19 protein-coding genes are annotated in these 18979 nt (G+C 70.9%); 10 read left to right on the top strand and 9 right to left on the bottom strand.

The features are described 5' to 3' along the window. Positions 1–13: 13 nt before the first annotated feature. From E2651_RS09585 to E2651_RS09560, 6 genes are all read right to left on the bottom strand, one after another. Positions 14–376 (bottom strand): DUF3099 domain-containing protein, encoded by a 363-nt coding sequence (locus E2651_RS09585; RefSeq protein WP_167828747.1) that lies wholly within the window; start codon positions 374–376, stop codon positions 14–16. Between the two features lie 140 nt (positions 377–516). Further along, a complete protein-coding gene (locus E2651_RS09580; protein ID WP_135330618.1) occupies positions 517–2226 on the bottom strand; it encodes a ubiquinol-cytochrome c reductase cytochrome b subunit in 1710 nt (569 codons plus the stop codon). Next, on the bottom strand, positions 2223–2561 hold the full coding sequence (locus E2651_RS09575) for a hypothetical protein (protein ID WP_135330617.1): 339 nt from the start codon (positions 2559–2561) through the stop codon (positions 2223–2225). Before E2651_RS09575 ends, E2651_RS09580 begins: the two co-directional genes overlap by 4 nt. Positions 2562–2651: 90 nt before the next feature. Beyond that, a complete protein-coding gene (locus E2651_RS09570; RefSeq protein WP_135330616.1) occupies positions 2652–4193 on the bottom strand; it encodes an NAD(P)-binding protein in 1542 nt (513 codons plus the stop codon). A gap of 216 nt (positions 4194–4409) precedes the next feature. Then, positions 4410–5849, bottom strand: a complete 1440-nt coding sequence (gene pcaB / locus E2651_RS09565) for a 3-carboxy-cis,cis-muconate cycloisomerase (RefSeq protein ID WP_135330615.1) — start codon at positions 5847–5849, stop codon at positions 4410–4412. Continuing rightward, positions 5846–7876: an FAD/NAD(P)-binding protein gene (locus tag E2651_RS09560; RefSeq protein WP_245238709.1), complete on the bottom strand. Its 2031-nt coding sequence runs from the start codon at positions 7874–7876 to the stop codon at positions 5846–5848. The genes pcaB and E2651_RS09560 overlap by 4 nt, the downstream gene beginning before the upstream one ends. Positions 7877–8636: 760 nt before the next feature. Here E2651_RS09560 and E2651_RS45170 point away from each other — a divergent pair. From E2651_RS45170 to E2651_RS09510, 10 genes are all read left to right on the top strand, one after another. Continuing rightward, positions 8637–8948, top strand: a complete 312-nt coding sequence (locus E2651_RS45170; protein ID WP_245238701.1) for a hypothetical protein — start codon at positions 8637–8639, stop codon at positions 8946–8948. Continuing rightward, entirely contained in the window at positions 8945–9130 is a 186-nt protein-coding gene (locus E2651_RS09550) for a hypothetical protein (RefSeq protein ID WP_135330612.1), read from the top strand. Before E2651_RS45170 ends, E2651_RS09550 begins: the two co-directional genes overlap by 4 nt. Positions 9131–9580: 450 nt before the next feature. Beyond that, a complete protein-coding gene (gene mvk / locus E2651_RS09545; protein WP_245238700.1) occupies positions 9581–10588 on the top strand; it encodes a mevalonate kinase in 1008 nt (335 codons plus the stop codon). Beyond that, the gene (mvaD, locus tag E2651_RS09540) at positions 10578–11639 is read left to right on the top strand and encodes a diphosphomevalonate decarboxylase (protein ID WP_135330610.1); all 1062 of its coding nucleotides are present in this window, start codon (positions 10578–10580) and stop codon (positions 11637–11639) included. The genes mvk and mvaD overlap by 11 nt, the downstream gene beginning before the upstream one ends. Next, positions 11636–12775: a phosphomevalonate kinase gene (locus tag E2651_RS09535; RefSeq protein WP_135330609.1), complete on the top strand. Its 1140-nt coding sequence runs from the start codon at positions 11636–11638 to the stop codon at positions 12773–12775. The genes mvaD and E2651_RS09535 overlap by 4 nt, the downstream gene beginning before the upstream one ends. After that, on the top strand, positions 12772–13863 hold the full coding sequence (fni, locus tag E2651_RS09530; RefSeq protein ID WP_135330608.1) for a type 2 isopentenyl-diphosphate Delta-isomerase: 1092 nt from the start codon (positions 12772–12774) through the stop codon (positions 13861–13863). The genes E2651_RS09535 and fni overlap by 4 nt, the downstream gene beginning before the upstream one ends. Further along, positions 13860–14921 carry a hydroxymethylglutaryl-CoA reductase gene (locus E2651_RS09525; protein ID WP_135330607.1) on the top strand — a complete coding sequence of 354 codons (1062 nt, stop codon included), beginning with the start codon at positions 13860–13862 and terminating at the stop codon, positions 14919–14921. Before fni ends, E2651_RS09525 begins: the two co-directional genes overlap by 4 nt. Before the next feature lie 3 nt (positions 14922–14924). Next, complete coding sequence (locus tag E2651_RS09520; protein ID WP_135330606.1) at positions 14925–16094, top strand: hydroxymethylglutaryl-CoA synthase; 1170 nt, start codon at positions 14925–14927, stop codon at positions 16092–16094. Between the two features lie 149 nt (positions 16095–16243). Beyond that, positions 16244–17257 (top strand): ketoacyl-ACP synthase III, encoded by a 1014-nt coding sequence (locus tag E2651_RS09515; protein ID WP_135330605.1) that lies wholly within the window; start codon positions 16244–16246, stop codon positions 17255–17257. A gap of 101 nt (positions 17258–17358) precedes the next feature. Beyond that, on the top strand, positions 17359–17949 hold the full coding sequence (locus E2651_RS09510) for a malonic semialdehyde reductase (RefSeq protein WP_135330604.1): 591 nt from the start codon (positions 17359–17361) through the stop codon (positions 17947–17949). 66 nt (positions 17950–18015) lie between these two features. Here the strand turns inward: E2651_RS09510 and E2651_RS09505 are convergent, their stop codons facing one another. The 3 genes from E2651_RS09505 to E2651_RS09500 all read right to left on the bottom strand — a co-directional run. Next, the gene (locus E2651_RS09505; RefSeq protein WP_135330603.1) at positions 18016–18327 is read right to left on the bottom strand and encodes a DUF6059 family protein; all 312 of its coding nucleotides are present in this window, start codon (positions 18325–18327) and stop codon (positions 18016–18018) included. A gap of 148 nt (positions 18328–18475) precedes the next feature. Further along, the gene (locus tag E2651_RS43870) at positions 18476–18613 is read right to left on the bottom strand and encodes a hypothetical protein (RefSeq protein ID WP_167828746.1); all 138 of its coding nucleotides are present in this window, start codon (positions 18611–18613) and stop codon (positions 18476–18478) included. A gap of 22 nt (positions 18614–18635) precedes the next feature. Next, positions 18636–18979, bottom strand: a 344-nt coding sequence (locus tag E2651_RS09500) for an adenosylhomocysteinase (RefSeq protein ID WP_167828745.1), incomplete at its 5' end; no start/stop codon positions are given.

Below are 18979 nucleotides of genomic sequence, written 5' to 3'. Positions count from 1 at the left end.
GCCTTCGGCGTCCTCAGGCCGCCTTGTCCTTCTCCGGCGGCAGGATCAGGGTGGGTTCGAGGACGACGCGCACGGTCGGAGCGGGCTCTTCGCGCACCCACGTCACCGCGTGCCGGGTGCCCCGATGCCGGCTCGAGTGGGCCTGCGCGATCACCACGGCGACGTACGGAATGACGACCGCGCCGATGAGGGCGGCGACCGCGAGCACGGGCCAGCGGCTCCAGGTGGCGGCCATCACGACCACACAGGCGGTGCGCACCAGCATCGCGATGAGATAGCGGCGCTGGCGCCCGCGCAGATCGCGCGTCAGGCCGGTGCGCGCCCGGGTGATGGACTCGGCCGGGGGTGCGCCCCGGCGCCATGGGGTTCTGCTCATCGGGGCCTCCGTGAACATGGCGGTGGAAAAGACGACGGCGGCGCGGGTGACCTTGCCTTGATCACCCGCGCCGCCGTTCTTGGCCCGGACCTGCGTTGCGTGCTTGCGTCAGTGCGCTTCCTGGTCAGCGCACTTCCAGATCAGTGCACTTCCTGGTCGTCGGGCTCCCGCTTCTCGAGGGAGTGCTGCTTCGCGCCGTTCTCCAGTTCGCCGTGGGAACCGTGCTCGAAGTGCTCCAGGGCCTGCCGCATCTCCTGCGCGGTCGGCTTCTCGAGCTGTCCGCCGTACAGCCAGCGGCTGAGCTTGTAGCGCAGCACTTCCTTGCGGGCCTTGGGATTGGGCACGCCGTCGCCGTCCACGGCGGCCGGCTCCGGCAGCGGCTTGTAGGACGCCCTGGCCAGCAGCGCGTACTCCTTCCCGCGCTCGAGGCGCTCGTGCACCTCGACGAACTCGCCGTGCGGCAGCCGCACGATCTTCCCGGTCTCGCGGCCGTGCAGGATCTTGTCGTGATCCCGCCGCAGCAGGCCCAGGCAGATCCGCCTGGTGATGATGTACGTCAGCGCCGGGACGAGGAAGAATCCGATCCGCATCGTCCAGGTGATCGTGTTCACGGACAGATGGAAGCGCTCGGCCAGGATGTCGTTGGCGCCGCCGAAGAACAGCAGCAGGTAGAGCGCGACGAACGCGATGCCGAACGCGGTCCGCGTGGGGTGGTCGCGCGGCCGGTCCAGGAGGTGGTGCTCGCGTTTGTCCCCGGTGACCCAGGCCTCCAGGAACGGCCAGAGAGCGATCACGGCCATCATCACCGTGGGCAGGATGACGGCGGGGATCACGATCCCCATGTTGACGGTGTAGCCGCCCGGCAGGACGAACTCCCAGGCGGGCATGGCCCGTAGGGCGCCTTCGAGGAAGCCCATGTACCAGTCCGGCTGGGATCCCTGGGAGATCTGGTCGGCGCGATAGGGACCGTACTTCCACACCGGGTTGATCTGCGCGACGGCCGCCATCAGCGTCAGCACACCGAAGACCAGGAAGAAGAAGCCACCGGCCTTGGCCGTGTAGTTCGGGAACAGCGGCTCGCCGACGACGTTGTTCTCGGTGCGGCCAGGGCCCCGGAACTGGGTGTGCTTGTGGTAGAAGACCAGGATCAGGTGGACGAGAAGCAGGATGGCCACCAGCCCTGGGATCAGCAGGATGTGCACGGGATAGATCCGCGAGACTATGTCCTCACCCGGGAACTCGCTGCCGAACAGCAGCATGTGCGCATACGTGCCGACCACCGGGATGGCGAGCGTGATGCCCGAGGTGATGCGCAGACCGGTGCCGGAGAGCAGGTCGTCGGGGAGCCCGTACCCGAAGAAGCCCTCGAGGGTCACCAGCACCAGCATCGTGAAGCCGATCAGCCAGTTGGCCTCGCGCGGCTTGCGGAACGAACCGGTGAGGAAATGCCGCAGCGTGTGGCAGCACAGCGCGGCGATCATGGTCAGGGCTGCCCAGTGGTGCAGCTGGCGGATCAGCAGGCCACCGCGGATCTCGAGGCTGATTTCCGTCGTCGAGGCGAAGGCCTTCGACATCTGGACGCCCTTTAGCGGTGTGTACGGCCCGTTGTAGATGGTCTCGGCCATGCTCGGCTCGAAGAAGAACGTGAGCCAGGTCCCCGTAAGGAGCAGCACGACGAAGCTGTAGAGCGCAATCTCGCCGAACATGAAGGACCAGTGCTCGGGAAAGACCTTCCGGATCATGAACCGGAAGTTGTAGATCCCGAGGCGCCCGTCCGCCCAGTCGGCTATCCGCTCGCCCTTAGGTACCTCGGTGCGGGCACCCGGCGGCGCCGTTTCGGTCGTGCTCATACCCGCGCACCCTCCCCTCGCCGCTTGACAGTCACCGGCACATCCGATTCAGCCGACATGGTGTCGGTGGTCGGTGTGGCCTGCCGCGGCGCAAGCAGGCCCGTGCCTTCGAGCAGCTGGAACGCTATCGACGCGCGATGCGGCTCCACAACCGGCTTTGAGCCTAAATCCAGGCCCAACTCAAGCGATTCTTGAGCGGCTTTCAAGCGACGAGGTCGGGGCTTTATCTTGTTCTGTCTCAACTGGGCTGGTTTTGCGGACTCGTTGCGTGTGCGATTGAGAAACACGCTGGGCAAGTCGACGCCCGCAGACTCCAGTTGATCTGCTTTTGTCATGTGTGCAGCGTAGGCCCGAGCACTCTTTGCCGCACGGCCGGGTAGGCCTTGTCGCATATGGCTTGCCGCGTGTTTCGGGAGCGTGGTGTTTCAGGGCCGCTGCCGGTCGCCGACGGGGGCCGCGGCCGGCCACTGGGCGGAGGAGCCGTCGGTGGGCCGCCAGCGGGCGGATCCGGTGGCGACCCCGATGGCGGGACGGTCCGGGGCGACGGAGCGGCGGCGGCGCGCGGCGGGGCCGTGGGTGGTGCTGGGCGGGGCCTCGGAGACCGGGCCGCGCGGGCCGCGCAGCGCGGCGCGCAGCACCGCGGGACGCAGCGCCGCGGCGGGCGCGGCCGTCGCGTGCAGCATGTCGAGGAGCAGTGCCGCCGCGGACGGGTCGGTGGTCGCGGCGGCCGCGATCCGGGCCGCGTAGCGCCCGCTGAGCCGGGCGCGCAGGCCGGCCCGCGGGTCCCGGCAGCCCTGCGCGGCGAGCAGTGCGAGGGAGCTGGTCTGCCAGAGGGGGGCCAGGCGGTGGGCGATGGCCCGGCGTAACCGGTAGCCGAGGCCGACCGCCGTGCCGTGGCTGACCATCAGGTGCTCGAGGACCAGTGCGCAGCTCACCGCGGCGGACATGCCCTGGCCGTGGAGCGGGTCGAAGGCGACGTAGGCGTCGCCGACGACGAGGAACTGGTCGGGCCAGCGGCGCAGCTTCTCGTAGTGGCGCCAGCGGTTCTGGGCGGGCGGGCCGGTGTAGACGGGGCCGAGCGGAGTGGCGGCCTTGAGGACGTCGTGCAGCAGCGGGTTGCGCAGAGTGTCGGCGGCGGCCAGCAGGCCCGCGTGGTCGGCGGGCGGGCGGCTGCCGTCGCCGGTGCGGATCGACACCGACCAGCGGCCGCCCTCGACGGGGTGGAGCATGCCCTGCGCCGGGTGGCCGGGCGCGGGCATCAGCAACAGGCTCTTCCAGTCGGCCACATGGCCGATGGGCGGCGCGTACAGAGCGGTGGCGACGGCGGTGCCGGGCTCGGACACCGTCTCCTTCGGCGGCGCGTAGCCGAGTTCGGCGAGCCACTGGGGCGCGCGCGAGCCGCGTCCGGTGGCGTCCACCACGAAGTCGGCCGATATCAGCCGCCGCTCGCTCCAGCCGCCCTGCGCCTTGCGGTCCCTGCCGCGGACCCAGACGCCGGTGACGGTGTCGTTGCGGCCGGGCTCCAGCGCGATCGCCTCGTGCTCGGGCAGGAAGGACACCCGGGGGTCGGCGCGCAGCCGGTCGCGTATCACCGAGTCGATCAGATCGCGGCCCGCGCTCAGCATCGACAGGTCCGAGCCGGTCCGGGGGAGCCAGCCGCCGGGCCCGAGCAGCAGCATGTCCTGGGGCATCCGTACGCGGACCGCGCCGTCTCCGACCAGGTCCTGGCCTATGCCGGGGAACAGCTCCTCAAGTCCCTGCAGGGCGGCGGTCGTCAGGGTGTGGGTGTGCCGCGCCTGGGGCACGCCCCGGCGCCGCCCGGCGCCGCGGGGCACCCAGTCGCGCTCGACGACGGTGACCCGGTCCATGAAGTTGGCCAGGGCCCGTGCCGCGGTGAGCCCGGCGAAACTCGAGCCGATGACCACGGCATGGCCGTGCCCGCCGCCGACCTGCGCGTCCAGAGTCAAACCCCCCACCCTCTCTGTCCGTTGAGCTTGAATCATGCGCAAAGAGGCGGTGCCTCGCGCAGGAGTTCGGCCAAACGGAAAGGCGACTTCAAGAGGCGCTCGAGCAGGCCCCGAGGAGTTCTCGAGAACCGGCGCGCGGGCCCGCAGCGGCACCCGTCGTGGCACGTGCCGCGGTGGGTGCCGCGACGGGTGCCGCGACGGGTGCGCGCCGCGTCGTCACGGCTCCACCGGACGCGCCCTGTCCGGTGTGCCGATGGCCCGGTCGACCAGGGGGCCCGCGAGCCCGGTGTAGCCGTCCGGGTCGAGCAGGGCGGCCGCCTCGCCACGGGTCAACACCCCTGCCAGTTCCGGGAGTTCGGCCAGTACGAGCTCCAGTGGACGCCCCGTCGTGGTGGCAAGCAGCGAGGCCTGGGTCAGCAGCTCCTTGGCGGCCGTCTTGCCGATGCGCGGCGCGAGGACGGCCGAGACCCGCTCGGACACCAGCTGCCCGCCGGTCGCCCCGAGGTTGGCCCGCATCCGCTCCGGGTGCACGGTGAGCCCCCGCGCGAGCTCGACGGCCGTGTGCGCGGCGCCGCCGGCGAGCCGCAGGGCCTCGCGCAGCGGCTGCCACTCGGCGTGCCAGACCCCGGCCGAGCGCTCGTCCTCGGTGGGCAGACACTGCAGCAGTACCGCGGCCAGAGCGGGCACTTGCAGGGCAGCGGAGCGGATCAGGGTGGCGAGCACGGGGTTGCGCTTGTGCGGCATCGCCGAGGATGCGCCCCGCCCGGCGACCGAGGGCTCGGCCACTTCGCCGATCTCGGTACGGGTGAGCACCAGCACGTCCGCGGCCATCTTGCCGAGGGCGCCGGTCGTATGGGCCAGGGCGGCGCCCAGGTCGGCGACCGGGGTGCGCAGCGCGTGCCAGGGCAGCACGGGCACGGCCAGGCCCGTCTCGGCGGCGAAGGCGGCGCCCAGTTCGTCGAGCACGGCCGCCGGTTCGGCGCCCTCCCCCGCGTACTGCAGATAGCCGGCCAGGGTGCCCGCCGCACCGCCGAGCGCGACGGGGAGCCCGCCGTCGGCGATCCGCTCGAGGCGCTCGGCCGCGTCCAGGACGAGACGGCGCCAGCCGGCGGCCTTGAGCCCGAAGGTCGTGGGGACGGCGTGCAGGGCCAGGGTGCGGCCCGCCATCACGGTGTCCCGGTGCGTGGCCGCGAGCTCGCCCAGGTCGTCGGCGACGGACCGCAGGTCCGCGACGATCAGGCGCAGCGCGCGGGCGGCCACCAGCATGGCGCCGGTGTCGAAGACGTCCTGGCTGGTGGAGCCGCGGTGCACATACTCGGCGGCCTCGGGAGAACGCTCCGCGACCACCGCCGTCAGGGCCTTGACCAGGCCGACGACCGGGTTTGCGGTCTCACGTGCGGCCAGCGCCAGTTCGCGTAGATCCAGCAGGTCCGCGTGGGCGGCGGCCGTGATGGCCGCGGCCGCTTGTGCGGGCACCGTGCCACAGCGGGCCTGGGCGCGGGCCAGGGCGGCCTCCGCATCGAGCATCGCCTGCAGCCAGGCGTTGTCGCCTACGGCTGCCTCGGCGGGGGTGCCCGCCCGGACCGGTGACAGGAGACCGGCGTCCAGATGGGCGGGAAGGGTTGTTGTCTGCGGGGATTCGTGTAAAGAGGTCATGGGCCTGGGCCCTTCGCTTTCGTGACCGCGACCGCGGTGGAGGCCGTGCGGTCCATGGGGATGGCTTCCAATGGGTCCGAGGACGCCGGCAGTTCGGGCAGGGAGAGGGCCGCCGCCGCGACGGCGTCGGAGTCCTCGAGGGTGACCGAGCCGACGCCGGGCCTGATGCCCGCGGCGGTCACCCAGTGCACGGACTCGGTGGGCACCCCGTAGGCGAAGCGCCGCGGATGCGGTGAGCCCTTCGCGTCGAGCAGGTGATACGGCCGATCTGACACGGCGAGACCTCCGGTCTCGTAGTCCGCTTCGCCCGCGCCGTCCCCGCCGGGAATGCGGTACGGACGGCACTGTCCGGTGCGCAGCAGTTGGTTCATCAGCGGGTCGGCGGTGCGCCGCAGGTCGATCTCGGGCAGCCGGGCCTCGATGAGGGCCGTGGCCCGGATGCGTACGTCGGGTATCGCGCCGGATGTGCCGGTGAAGCAGGGGCCGTCCGGGCCGTGGGTGCTGGTGCCGACGCGCAGGTCGGGTCCGGTGACGTCGAGGATGCCGGCGTCGATGAGCGCGGTCATCTCCTCGATGCGGGAGGCGGGCGGGCCGATGGACAGGTAGGCGTTGAGCGGTGTGTACCAGCGGTCGAGGTCGTCGCGGTGGGATGCGGCGGTCAGGCCGGCGTGGTCGACGGCGAGCCGCAGCTCGTTGCGCAGGTCCCGCAGGACGTCGAGCGCGGCCTTGACCGGTCCGCTGACGTTGCCCTCGCGGGCCAGCCGGACGTCGTCGTCCAGATGGCCGCGCAGCCAGCCGCGGAAGGCGGCCAGGTCGTCGAAGACCCGGCTGCCGTAGGGGCGGGCGACCCGTTCCCAGTCCCAGCGCACTGCCGTCTCGATCCCGGCCTCGTCGAGCAGCCGGTCCTCGGCGGGGCCGGGCTCCCAGTGCAGATACCGATCGCCGAACTCCTGTGTGACCGGGGCGGGTTCGCCGCGCTCGGTGAGCAGGGCCGTGTAGTAGACGGCGCACACCTCCTTGGAGATGAGCGGCCACAGGTCGGCGGCGAAGTCGATGGCTCCGCCGCGCAGGTCGCGGGCGCGCAGCGACGCGATGTACTCGGCGGTCAGCAGCCGCGGGAAGTAGCGTCCGTGGGCGCCCTTCTCGTTCTCGCCGCGCGCCTGGTACGGCACGCCGCGCCGCGATCCGGCGTACAGGCGCGGCTCGCGGCCCGAAGGCCGGTAGACCAGGCGGCCGTCGACGCGGGTGAAGACGCCGCCCCGGCCGTGGGTGAACAGCGCCATGTAGTCGAAGAAGTTGAGCCCGAGCCCGCGCAGCAGCACGTTCTGGCCCGGCCGTACGGACGACAGGTCCACGTCCGCCGGGTTGGCGGGCGGGATGTACGTCAGCCCGTGCCGGGCGGCGAAGGGGGTCAGCTGCCGCTCGGTGTCGGAGGGCCGGGCCGGGACGTGGCCCTGGGCGAGGACGACCGCGGAGAGGCCGGTCAGCCGGGTGCCGTCCTCGAGGGTGACGCACTGCGCCCCCGCGGGTCCGGCGGCGGCGTCGGCGTTCTCGAGCGCGACGGCCCGCACCGCGTGGGTGCGCACCGTCACATGCGCGGCGGCGTTCGCGACGACCCGCTGGAACGCCCAGGTCAGATAGGAGCCGTAGAGAGCGCGGGTGGGATAGGTGTCGGGGCCCAGGGCGTGCGCCTCGGCGAGGACCTCGTCGCCGTAGCCGTCCTCGATGCCGGTCTCCAGGGCGCCCGACTCCAGGGCCTTGGCCCACTCGTACAGGCTCGGCCCCTCCTCCAGCGGGCCGTCGATGCGGACGCTGGCGTCGGTGTACACCGTCACCTGGGAGGCGACGGTGTTCATCAGCAGGTGCCTCGACTGGGTTGGGCGCCACACCCGTCCCGAACCCGGCGGGTCCGGGTCGACGACATGCACGGTGAGGGTGTCCCAGCGAGGCGACTTCCGTTCCTGCGCGCAGAGCCGTTCGAGTACGGAAAGCCCCCGGGGTCCGGCGCCGACGAGACACACCTCCAGGTGCGCCCCGGTGCCGTTCCCCGCCGATGCGACGGATGCGCGGGTGCCTGGGTCTCCGGGGGGAAAGGCCTCACCCGGGGGAAACTGAGCGGCCGTCAACACGACCGGCCGTGCGGGGAGTCTGACGCTTGCTGCGCGTTCCCCTCCGTGCGTACCGTTCACAGTTCCTCCTTCCTCCGGCCACCGTCGGTGCAGGCGCTCAATCAGGGCTCGGTTCCCGGTGGAAGCGGCCTGGAACAGCGGCGCGGGACTGTTCCGGCACCAGGCCCCCGAACGAGGCTGTATCGGGACTCGAGCCGCTCGTCGGGTAATGGGACTGTTCGCCCGGGGTCGGCGAGCAACCTCATTGGACCGGAGCACCGAGCAACTGCCGCAACCGGCACGGGATACCCAAGTGATGTACAGCGGGCGCGGGGCCGAGACGCCTCGTGAAGGAGCATCGATGAAGTCTCAGCCATGCCCTAGGAACCACGTCCAGGAAAGCCGCGCCGCCGCCGGGTCCGTCCTCTGCATTCCCTGCGTCAGGAGAGTGGAACGCAACCTGCGCGCACTCCCGGGACTCCACCAGGAATGCCTGCACCAGGTGTCACCGACGGGCCGGCGAACGAACCCGACCAAAGTGTCGGGAAGCCGCACCAGGGACCACCTGGATATCTCGGTGCTCGACGCCCGCCACAACGTTCTCACCATTCTCGAGTCCTGGTCGGGAATGGTCGTGGAAAAGCTCGGAACCACCGCCCCGCCGCGTACAGTGCCTTCCTTGGCGCGATTTCTCACGCTGCACCTGGAGTGGCTCACAGGACAGCATCCGGCGGTCGAGCTCGCGGACGAACTCGAGGTTCTCGTCGCCGAACTGCGCCAGACCATAGACCCCGAGCCCGATCAGCTCCGCACGCACATCGGACAGTGCATCGTGGACAACTGCCCGGGGACGATCAGCGTCCCCGCCCCGCGCGGCGCGGGCGCCGGACGCAGCAGCATCACCTGCTCGTCGGGACATTCATGGGAGGTGTGCGAGTGGCTGAGTCTCCGGAAGCTCATGGAGCGGCAGCGAAAGGGTGTACACGCATGATCAAGCCACCGAGCCACCGGCTCGTCCCCACCAACGTGGCCGCACTCGCCGTGGGGGTGTCCGAAGCGACGATCCGCAAGTGGGTGAGCCGCGGGAAGATCACGCGCTACGGGGCGCCGCACCGCCGCTCGCAGTTCGACATCGAGGAGCTCACGGAGATCGCCCTGCAGCGCCGTCACTGACCGGCGCCCGAAGTACCCGTACCGCCCGCTGCGGCTGCCGTCGGCAGCCGCAGCCGCGCCGGTTTATGCCCCAATTCGAGGCCGCGTCCCCACGCTTGCCCGCGCTCCTCTCGGAATGCAATCAGCATCTGCTCGAATTCCACTGGGGTCCCACTCGAATTTGCCTTCCAGCGCATTGCTTGATCCCCTGTGCGCAAAGTGAGCCACGTCACTTCGGTGCAGTGTTGGCGTCGGATCGAACCCGTGTCACTATCTACCCACGTCTAGCCTGCCCAAAAATTGCCGCATGGCCGTGGATCGCGTATCGCGCCCGCCTCTCTGCGCAGGGCAGACGATTTCCTGAAGCACGGATGCCTTCGCCGGAGCGAGGCGTACCCACAGCCGCGTCCGAACGTCCTGCCATTCGGCCATGGGATCTCCATGCAAAAAAGACATAGGGAGCTGAGTGCGTTGACTCTACGGACCTCAGCGGAGGGGGAATCAGAAATCGACCGGTCCCGCTCTGTCGGCATCGGCCGTGCGCATGCGAAGGCCATCCTCCTGGGGGAGCACGCGGTCGTCTACGGGGCTCCGGCGCTCGCTCTGCCGATTCCGCAGCTCACGGTCACGGCCAGCGCCGGATGGTCCCCGCACCCCTCCGACAGCCAGGGCAACCTGTCGTACACGATGACCGGTTCCCCCTCGCGGGCGCTGGTCACCCAGGCCTCCGACGGTCTGCACCGGCTGACCGAGGAGTTCAAGGCGCGGATGGGCGTGACCGGGAACCCGCACCTCGACGTGATCCTCGACGGTGCGATCCCGCACGGCCGGGGCCTCGGCTCCAGTGCGGCCAGCTCGCGCGCGATCGCCTTCGCCTTCGCCGACCTCTACGGCCGCGAACTGACCGAGGACGCCGCGTTCGACCTGGTGCAGACGTCCGAGAACATGGCGCACGGCAAGGCAAGCGGCGTCGACGCCATGGCCGTCGGCGCCTTGCGCCCGCTGCTGTTCCAGGCGGGCCGGGCCCAGGAACTCAAGCTCGGCTGCGACGGGTTGTTCATCGTCGCCGACAGCGGCGAGCTGGGCAGCACCAAGGAGGCCGTCGGGCTGCTGCGGGACGGCTTCGGCCGGCACCCCGGAGCGCAGGAGAGATTCGTGGACCGGGCGGCGGAGCTGACCGAGGGGGGCCGCCAGGCCCTCGCCGACGGCAAACCGGAAGAACTCGGCACGCTGATGACGGAGTATCACGCGCTGCTGCGCGCGGCCCGTCTGAGCACCGACCGCATCGACGCGCTGGTCGACGCCGCACTCCAGGCCGGCGGCACCGGCGCCAAGATCACCGGCGGTGGTCTCGGCGGCTGCATGATCGCCCTGGCCCCGCCGGAGCGGGCCCGGGAAGTCACCCGGCGACTGCACGAGGCAGGCGCCGTACAGACCTGGGTCGTACCGCTGAAGGGGCTCGACAACCATGCGCCGTGACCAACCGACCACCGTGCTGCGGCCGTTGGAGCAGGACACCGCCACCGCGGTCGCGCACCCGAACATCGCCCTGGTCAAGTACTGGGGCAAGCGCGACGAACGCCTGATCGTGCCCTGGACCGACAGCCTGTCCATGACCCTGGACGTCTTCCCGACGACCACCCGGGTCCGGATCGACCCCGACGCCGGGCACGACGAGGTGACGCTCAACGGCGAGGTCGCCACCGGCGAGGCGGGCCGCCGCATCACCGCCTTCCTTGACCTGGTGCGGGAGTTGTCCGGGCTGCCGCTCCGGGCCGTCGTCGACACCCGCAACACGGTGCCCACCGGGGCGGGCCTCGCCTCCTCCGCCAGCGGGTTCGCCGCACTCGCCGTCGCCGCGGCGGCCGCGTACGGACTCGACCTCGACGCCACCGCGCTGTCCCGCCTCGCGCGGCGCGGCTCCGGGTCGGCCTCGCGGTCCGTCTTCGGCGGCTTCGCCACCTGGTACGCGGGCCCCGCGGACGCCACGGACGCGGAGGCGGACCTCGCCTCCCACGCCGAGCCGGTGCCCACGGCGGACATCGACCCGGCACTGGTCATCGCCGTGGTCAACGCCGGGCCCAAGGACGTCTCCAGCCGGGAGGCCATGCGCCGCACCGTCGACACCTCGCCGCTGTACCGGCCTTGGGCCGCCTCCAGCAAGGACGACCTGACGGACATGCGGGCGGCGCTCGGCCGCGGCGACCTCGAGGCGGTCGGCGAGATCGCCGAGCGCAACGCGCTCGGCATGCACGCGACGATGCTGGCGGCGCGGCCCGCCGTGCGCTACCTGTCGCCGGCCTCGGTCACCGTGCTCGACCGCGTCCTCCAGCTCAGGAAGGACGCGGTCCCGGCCTACGCCACGATGGACGCCGGTCCCAACGTGAAGGTGCTGTGCCGCCGCGCGGACGCCGAGCGGGTGGCCGATGCCGTCCGCGACGCGGTCCCCGACGGCACGGTGCTCGTCGCGGGTCCGGGGCCCGGGGCCCGGCTGCTCGACGAGGGCGGACGAGACGAGGGCGGACGATGAGGCCGCCGCCGCAACGCACGGTGGTGCGCCGCGCGGCGGGCAAGCTGTTCGTCGCGGGTGAGTACGCGGTGGTGGATCCGGGCAACCCGGCGATCCTGGTGGCCGTCGACCGCTACATCACCGTCACGGTGTCCGGCATCGACACCGACGCCGGCTCCGACGGTGCCGCCGTGATGATCTCCACCGACCTCGGCCCGCAGGACGTGCCCTGGCGCTGGCACGAGGGCCGGCTCGTCCTGTGCGGCGCGGACGAGGAGGGGCGGGTGCGCGGCGCCCTTGCCCATGTGGTGTCGGCGATCGAGACCGTGGGCGGGCTGCTCACCGAACGCGGACTGCCCCTGCCCGCGCTGGGCGTCTCGGTCAGCAGCGGGCTCCACGACAACGGCAGGAAGTACGGTCTCGGCTCCAGCGGCGCGGTGACCGTGGCGGCCGTCGACGCCGTGGCCGCCTTCGGCGGACTCGAGCTCTCGGCCGACGAACGCTACCGCCTCGCCCTGCTCGCCACGGCGCGGATCGACCCCAAGGGCTCCGGCGGCGACCTCGCCGCGAGCACCTGGGGCGGCTGGATCGCCTACCAGGCGCCCGACCGGGCCTTCGTGCTCGACCTGGCCCGGCGCGTCGGCGTCGACCGGACGATCGGCGCACCCTGGCCGGGGCACGAGGTACGCAGGCTGCCCGCGCCCGACGGCCTGTCCCTGGAGGTCGGCTGGACCGGAGAACCCGCGTCCACCGCGTCCCTCGTGTCCGACCTGCACCGCAAGACCTGGCGGGGCAGCGCATCGCACCAGAAGTTCGTCGAGACCAGCAACGGCCTGGTACGCGCCGCGGTCACCGCCTTCGAAGCCGGCGACCGGCAGGGGCTGCTCGACCAGATCCGCGCGGCCCGCCACGAGTTGGCCCGCCTGGACGACGAGGTCGGGCTCGGCATCTTCACCACCAAACTGACGCGGCTCTGCGCTGCCGCCGAGGCCGTCGGCGGCGCGGCCAAGCCCTCCGGGGCAGGGGGCGGTGACTGCGGTATCGCCCTGCTGGACGCCAAGGCGTCCGGCGACATCTCTCACGTACGGCAACGGTGGGCCACGGCCGGGGTGTTACCCCTGCCCATTCGTCCCGCCCTGGAAGGGATCGAGGAATGAGCGCTTCACGCAAGGACGACCATGTCCGGCTCGCCATCGAGCAGCAGGACACACTCCGCGGGATCAACCAGTTCGAAGAGGTGTCGTTCGTCCACCACGCCCTGGCCGGCATCGACCGCCCGGACGTGTCCCTGGCCACGGCCTTCGCCGGTATCTCCTGGCCGGTGCCGCTCTACATCAACGCGATGACGGGCGGCAGCGTCAAGACCGGTGTCATCAACCGGGACCTGGCCATCGCCGCCCGGGAGACCGGGGTGCCGATCGCCTCGGGATCCATGAACGCCTACTTCAAGGACCCCTCGTGCGCCGGCACGTTCAGCGTGCTGCGCGAGCAGAACCCGGACGGGTTCGTCATCGGCAACGTCAACGCGAACGCGACGGTCGACAACGTATGGCGCGCCATCGACCTCATCCAGGCCAACGCCCTGCAGATCCACATCAACACCGCGCAGGAGACGGCGATGCCGGAGGGCGACCGGTCGTTCGCCTCCTGGCCCGGCCAGATCGAGAAGATCGCGGCGGCCGTCGACATCCCCGTGATCGTCAAGGAGGTCGGCAACGGCCTCAGCCGGCAGACCGTCCTGGCGCTGAAGGACCTCGGGGTGGCCGTGGCCGACGTCAGCGGCCGCGGCGGCACGGACTTCGCCCGGATCGAGAACGGCCGCCGGGAGCTGGGCGAGTACGACTTCCTGCACGGCTGGGGCCAGTCCGCCCCCGCCTGTCTGCTGGACGCGCAGGGCGTCGACCTGCCCCTGCTCGCCTCCGGCGGCGTCCGCTCCCCGCTCGACGTCGCCCGCGCCCTGGCGCTCGGTGCCCGCGGCGTCGGCGCGTCCGGCGGATTCCTGCGCACCCTGCTCGACGGCGGCGTGGACGCGCTGGTCGCCCAGCTCACCACCTGGCTCGACCAGTTGGCGGCGCTGCAGACGATGCTCGGCGCCCGCACCCCCGCCGACCTGCGCAACTGCGATCTGCTGATCCACGGCTCGCTGCGGACCTTCTGCGCCGACCGGGGCATCGAGACGGGCCCGCTCGCCCGGCGTTCCAGCTCCACCGAGACCTTCCGCGAGACGACGGGAAGCACACGATGACCGACACGCACGCCATAGCCGGGGTCCCGATGCGCTGGGTGGGACCCCTTCGCATTTCCGGGAACGTAGCCGAGACCGAGATCCACGTGCCGCTGGCCACCTACGAGTCGCCGCTGTGGCCGTCGGTGGGCCGGGGCGCGAAGGTCTCCATGCTGGCCGAGAAGGGCATCGTCGCCACCCTCGTGGATGAGCGCATGACGCGTTCGGTGCTTGTCGAGGCGACCGACGCGCAGACCGCGTACACGGCCGCGCAGGACATCCACGCGCGCATCGACGAGCTGCGCGAAGTGGTGCGCGGCTGCAGCAGGTTCGCCCAGCTGATCAACATCCGGCACGAGATCAACGCCCACCTGCTGTTCATCCGCTTCGAGTTCTCCACCGGCGACGCCTCCGGCCACAACATGGCCACCCTCGCCTCGGACGCGCTCCTGGGGCACCTGCTGAAGACAATCCCGGGCATCTCCTACGGCTCGATCTCCGGCAACTACTGCACGGACAAGAAGGCCACCGCGATCAACGGCATCCTCGGCCGCGGCAAGAACGTCGTCACCGAGCTGCTCATACCGCGCGACGTGGTCGAGAACGTCCTGCACACGACGGCCGCCAAGGTCGTCGAGCTGAACATCCGCAAGAACATGCTCGGCACCCTGCTCGCCGGCGGCATCCGCTCGGCCAACGCCCACTTCGCGAACATGCTGCTCGGGTTCTATCTGGCGACCGGCCAGGACGCGGCCAACATCGTCGAGGGCTCCCAGGGCGTCGTGCTGGCCGAGGACCGCGACGGCGACCTGTACTTCGCCTGCACCCTGCCGAACCTGATCGTGGGCACGGTCGGCAACGGCAAGGGCCTCGGCTTCGTGGAGACGAACCTGACCCGGCTCGGCTGCCGGGACGACCGGGAGCCCGGGGAGAACGCCCGCCGGCTCGCCGTCATCGCCGCGTCGACCGTGCTGTGCGGTGAACTCTCCCTGCTCGCGGCGCAGACGAACCCCGGCGAACTCATGCGTGCGCACGTCCAGCTGGAACGCGACAACAACTCCGCAAAGGTTGGTGCATAGGGCATGTCCATTTCCATAGGAATCCACGATCTGTCGTTCGCGACAACTGAGTTCGTTCTGCCGCACACCGCGCTCGCCGAGTACAACGGCACCGAGATCGGCAAGTACCACGCGGGCATCGGCCAGGAGTCGATGAGCGTGCCCGCCGCCGACGAGGACATCGTCACCCTGGGTGCCGCGGCGGCCGCGCCGATCATCGCCCGGCACGGCACCGACCGGATCCGTACGGTCGTCTTCGCGACCGAGTCGTCGATCGACCAGGCCAAGGCGGGCGGTATCTACGTCCATTCGCTGATCGGGCTCTCGTCGGCCACCCGGGTCGTCGAGCTGAAGCAGGCCTGCTACGGCGCGACCGCGGCCCTGCAGTTCGCCATCGGCCTGGTCCAGCGCGACCCCGCGCAGCAGGTCCTGGTGATCGCCAGCGACGTGTCGAAGTACGAACTGGACAGCCCGGGCGAGGCCACGCAGGGTGCTGCGGCGGTGGCCATGCTGGTCAGCGTGAACCCCGCGCTGGTGCGCATCGAGGACCCGTCCGGCCTGTTCACCGCCGACGTCATGGACTTCTGGCGGCCGAACTACCGGGACGAGGCGCTGGTCGACGGGCAGGAGTCCATCAACGCCTACCTGCAGGCCGTCGAGGGCACGTGGAAGGACTACCAGGAGCAGGGCGGCCGCTCGATGGAGGAGTTCGCCGCGTTCTGCTACCACCAGCCGTTCACGAAGATGGCGTACAAGGCCCACCGGCACCTGCTGAACTTCAACGGCTACGACACCGACCAGAGCGCCATCGAGGCCGCCCTCGGGCAGACCACCGCGTACAACAGGGTGATCGGCAACAGCTACACCGCGTCGATCTACCTCGGCCTCGCCGCGCTGCTCGACCAGGCCGACGACCTCACCGGCCGGTCCATCGGCTTCCTCAGCTACGGCTCCGGGTCCGTCGCCGAGTTCTTCGCGGGGACCGTCGTAGCCGGGTACCAGAAGCACCTGCGCACCGAGGAGAACCACGAGGCGATCAACCGGCGCAAGCCCGTCGACTACGCCGACTACCGCTCCCTGCACCAGCACAAACTGCCGGCCGACGGCGGCGAGCACACCAACCCGGCGCAGACCACGGGCCCGTACCGGCTGGCCGGGATCGGCGGCCACAAGCGCGTCTACGAGAAGCGCTAGACGCGCACCGGCACGTCACGTCACGTCGAAGCGCCTTTCGGGCCCGTACGCGGGCGGCCTCTCCCAGCGGCCGCCCGCGTACGGGCCCCTCCAGGCCGCACCCGCGGTCGCACAGCCATTCACCGACCATGTGAGGGGAGGGCATCCGCATGGGTCACTCAGCGATCCTCGGTTCGGGTAGCCCCATACGAGACGTCAGGATCCTCGGTACGGGTGCCTATGTGCCGCAGCGCATCGTCTCGAACGACGAGGTCGGTGCGCCGGCCGGAGTCGACGACGCCTGGATCACCCGCAAGACCGCGATCCGCGAGCGTCGCTGGGCCGAGTTGGACGAGGCCACGTCGGACCTGGCCACGGCCGCGGCCCGGGAGGCGATGAAGGCGGCCGGCATCACCGCCGAGCAGCTTTCGGTGATCGCGGTCGCCACGTCCACGCCGGACCGGCCGCAGCCTCCGACGGCGGCCTATGTCCAGCAGAACCTCGGCGCGTCCGGCGCGGCGGCGTTCGATGTCAACGCGGTCTGTTCCGGCACGGTGTTCGCGCTCTCCGCGGTCGGCAGCGTCATCCTGCGCCGGGGCGGCTACGCCCTGGTCATCGGCGCGGACGTGTATTCGCGCATCCTGAACCCGGCCGACCGCAAGACGGTGATCCTGTTCGGCGACGGGGCCGGCGCGATGGTCCTCGGCCCGACCACCAGCGGCCCGGTCGTGCGGCATGTCGCCCTGCAGACCTTCGGCGAGCTCTCGGACCTGATCCAGGTGCCCGCGGGCGGCAGCCGGCAGCCCCTGGACCAGGCAGGCCTGGACGCCGGGCTGCAGTACTTCGCGATGGACGGGCGAGAGGTGCGCCGCTTCGTCGTGGAGCAACTGCCGCAGCTGGTCAAGGGATTCCTCCACGAGGCCGGCGTCGAGGCCACCGACATCGACCACTTCATCCCGCACCAGGCCAACGGCGTCATGCTCGACGAGCTCTTCACGGACCTGGGCCTGCCGCACGCCACCATGCACCGCACGGTGACGCAGTACGGCAACACGGGAGCCGCCTCCATCCCGATCACCCTGGACGCGGCCGTCCGCGCGGACGGCATCCGTCCGGGCGAGCTGATCCTCATGGCCGGCTTCGGCGGTGGCATGGCCGCGAGTTTCGCCCTGGTCGAGTGGTGACGGGGCGGCCTCGGGCCGCCGCGGAAACGACCGACCCCTCTGATCGAACCATCGAGTCATCGAACCAGTGAGTCATCGAGTCATCGAAAAGGTTGCGCCCCATGTCCCTCGCTCTTGACCCCGCGGCCCAGGACCTGCTGTTCCGCGAGGCCCGCACCCCGAACACCTTCACCGACGAGCCGGTGACCGACGAGCAGATCCAGGCCATCTACGACCTGGTGAAGTACGGCCCGACCGCCTTCAACCAGTCGCCGCTGCGCATCACCCTGGTCCGCTCCCCCGAGGCCCGCGAGCGCCTGGTCAAGCACATGGCCCCGCCCAACCAGGACAAGACCGCCGCCGCCCCGCTGACGGCGATCCTGTCCACGGACAACGAGTTCCACGAGGAGCTGCCCAGGCTGTTGCCGCACTTCCCGCAGGCCAAGGACGTGTTCTTCGCCGAGCGTCCGGTCCGCGAGCGGTCGGCGCAGCTCAGCGGCGTCCTGCAGGCCGCGTACTTCATCATCGGCGTCCGCGCGGCCGGCCTTGCCGCCGGGCCGATGAACGGCTTTGACTACCCGGGCGTGCAGGCGGAGTTCCTCGACGACGACCACACTCCGCTGCTGGTCGTCAACATCGGCAGGCCGGGCGCCGGTGCCTGGGGCGAGCGTGCCCCGCGCCTCGGCCTCGACGAGGTCGTCACGACCGTCTGACGCCGGTCCGGGCAGGTGCCGACCTCGGCCGGCACCTCATCCGCCGTCATCCGCCGTCATCCACTGTCATCCACTGTCATCCGCCGTCATCTGCCCGTCGGAGGGCCGGTGTTCGGCGTAGCACGCCGGCCACAGCTCGTGCAGGATCCGCAGCTCCTCGTCGGAGAGCGGTACGTCCTCGCGCAGGCGCTCGGGGTGGGCGGGCGCCGGTCCTCCGGGCTGCTGCCGCGGCGGCGCGTCGTCCCCCTCGTTCCCGTGGTTCCCGGCGTGGTGCACGAAGGGATCGTGCGCGGCGCCGAAGGCCACCAGGGACAGCCAGAGCCGTCGTACGAGATAGTCCGCCAGCACCCGCCGGCCGCCCTTCAGCAACCGTTTCATGGATGTCCCCTTTTGCCCCTTCGCTCGCGACGTCCTCCCTCGCGACGTCCTCCACAGACTCCCAAGGCCCGCTCGGGGCCCAGTGGAGAATGGCCGCCACCGAGCCGCCGGTCTGGTATCGCCGGTCTGGTATCGCCGGTCTGGTACGTCAGTCGATGCCGCGTACGAGGTGCGGTTCCCACTGTTCGTCCTCGTCGATTCCGGCGAGCCGCAGGGGCGGGGTGGAAGGGCAGGGGCCCTTCAGCTCGTCCGTTGGCCTGCTGTTCTCCTCCGTGATCTCGTACACCTGCTCCTCCTACTGGGTTCGGTCAGTAGCGGTAGTGGTCCGGCTTGTAGGGGCCTTCGACCTCGACGCCGATGTACGACGCCTGCTCGGGGCGGAGCGTCGTGAGCTTCACGCCCAGCGCGTCCAGGTGGAGACGCGCGACCTTCTCGTCCAGGTGCTTGGGAAGCACGTAGACATCGGTCGGGTACTCCTCCTGCTTCGTGAACAGCTCGATCTGGGCCAGGGTCTGGTCCGCGAAGGAGTTGGACATCACGAACGACGGGTGACCCGTCGCATTGCCCAGGTTCAGCAGACGCCCCTCGGACAGCACGATCAGGACCTTGCCGTCGGGGAACGTCCACGTGTGGACCTGCGGCTTGACCTCGT

Source organism: Streptomyces sp. MZ04 (assembly GCF_004684775.1).
Lineage (GTDB): Bacteria > Actinomycetota > Actinomycetes > Streptomycetales > Streptomycetaceae > Streptomyces.
Note: the sequence above shows the minus strand (reverse complement) of the source record. Positions and strands in the feature narration are given on the sequence as shown.

Bases quoted from the DNA above. Each gene is read 5' to 3' on its own strand.
- E2651_RS09550 (WP_135330612.1), top strand. From the start codon at position 8,945: ATGATCAAGCCACCGAGCCACCGGCTCGTCCCCACCAACGTGGCCGCA.
- E2651_RS09515 (WP_135330605.1), top strand. From the start codon at position 16,244: ATGGGTCACTCAGCGATCCTCGGTTCGGGTAGCCCCATACGAGACGTC.
- E2651_RS09585 (WP_167828747.1), bottom strand. From the start codon at position 376: ATGAGCAGAACCCCATGGCGCCGGGGCGCACCCCCGGCCGAGTCCATC.
- E2651_RS09535 (WP_135330609.1), top strand. From the start codon at position 11,636: ATGAGGCCGCCGCCGCAACGCACGGTGGTGCGCCGCGCGGCGGGCAAG.
- E2651_RS09525 (WP_135330607.1), top strand. From the start codon at position 13,860: ATGACCGACACGCACGCCATAGCCGGGGTCCCGATGCGCTGGGTGGGA.
- pcaB (WP_135330615.1), bottom strand. From the start codon at position 5,849: ATGACCTCTTTACACGAATCCCCGCAGACAACAACCCTTCCCGCCCAT.
- E2651_RS09520 (WP_135330606.1), top strand. From the start codon at position 14,925: ATGTCCATTTCCATAGGAATCCACGATCTGTCGTTCGCGACAACTGAG.
- E2651_RS09575 (WP_135330617.1), bottom strand. From the start codon at position 2,561: ATGACAAAAGCAGATCAACTGGAGTCTGCGGGCGTCGACTTGCCCAGC.
- fni (WP_135330608.1), top strand. From the start codon at position 12,772: ATGAGCGCTTCACGCAAGGACGACCATGTCCGGCTCGCCATCGAGCAG.
- E2651_RS09510 (WP_135330604.1), top strand. From the start codon at position 17,359: ATGTCCCTCGCTCTTGACCCCGCGGCCCAGGACCTGCTGTTCCGCGAG.
- E2651_RS09580 (WP_135330618.1), bottom strand. From the start codon at position 2,226: ATGAGCACGACCGAAACGGCGCCGCCGGGTGCCCGCACCGAGGTACCT.
- E2651_RS09505 (WP_135330603.1), bottom strand. From the start codon at position 18,327: ATGAAACGGTTGCTGAAGGGCGGCCGGCGGGTGCTGGCGGACTATCTC.
- mvaD (WP_135330610.1), top strand. From the start codon at position 10,578: ATGCGCCGTGACCAACCGACCACCGTGCTGCGGCCGTTGGAGCAGGAC.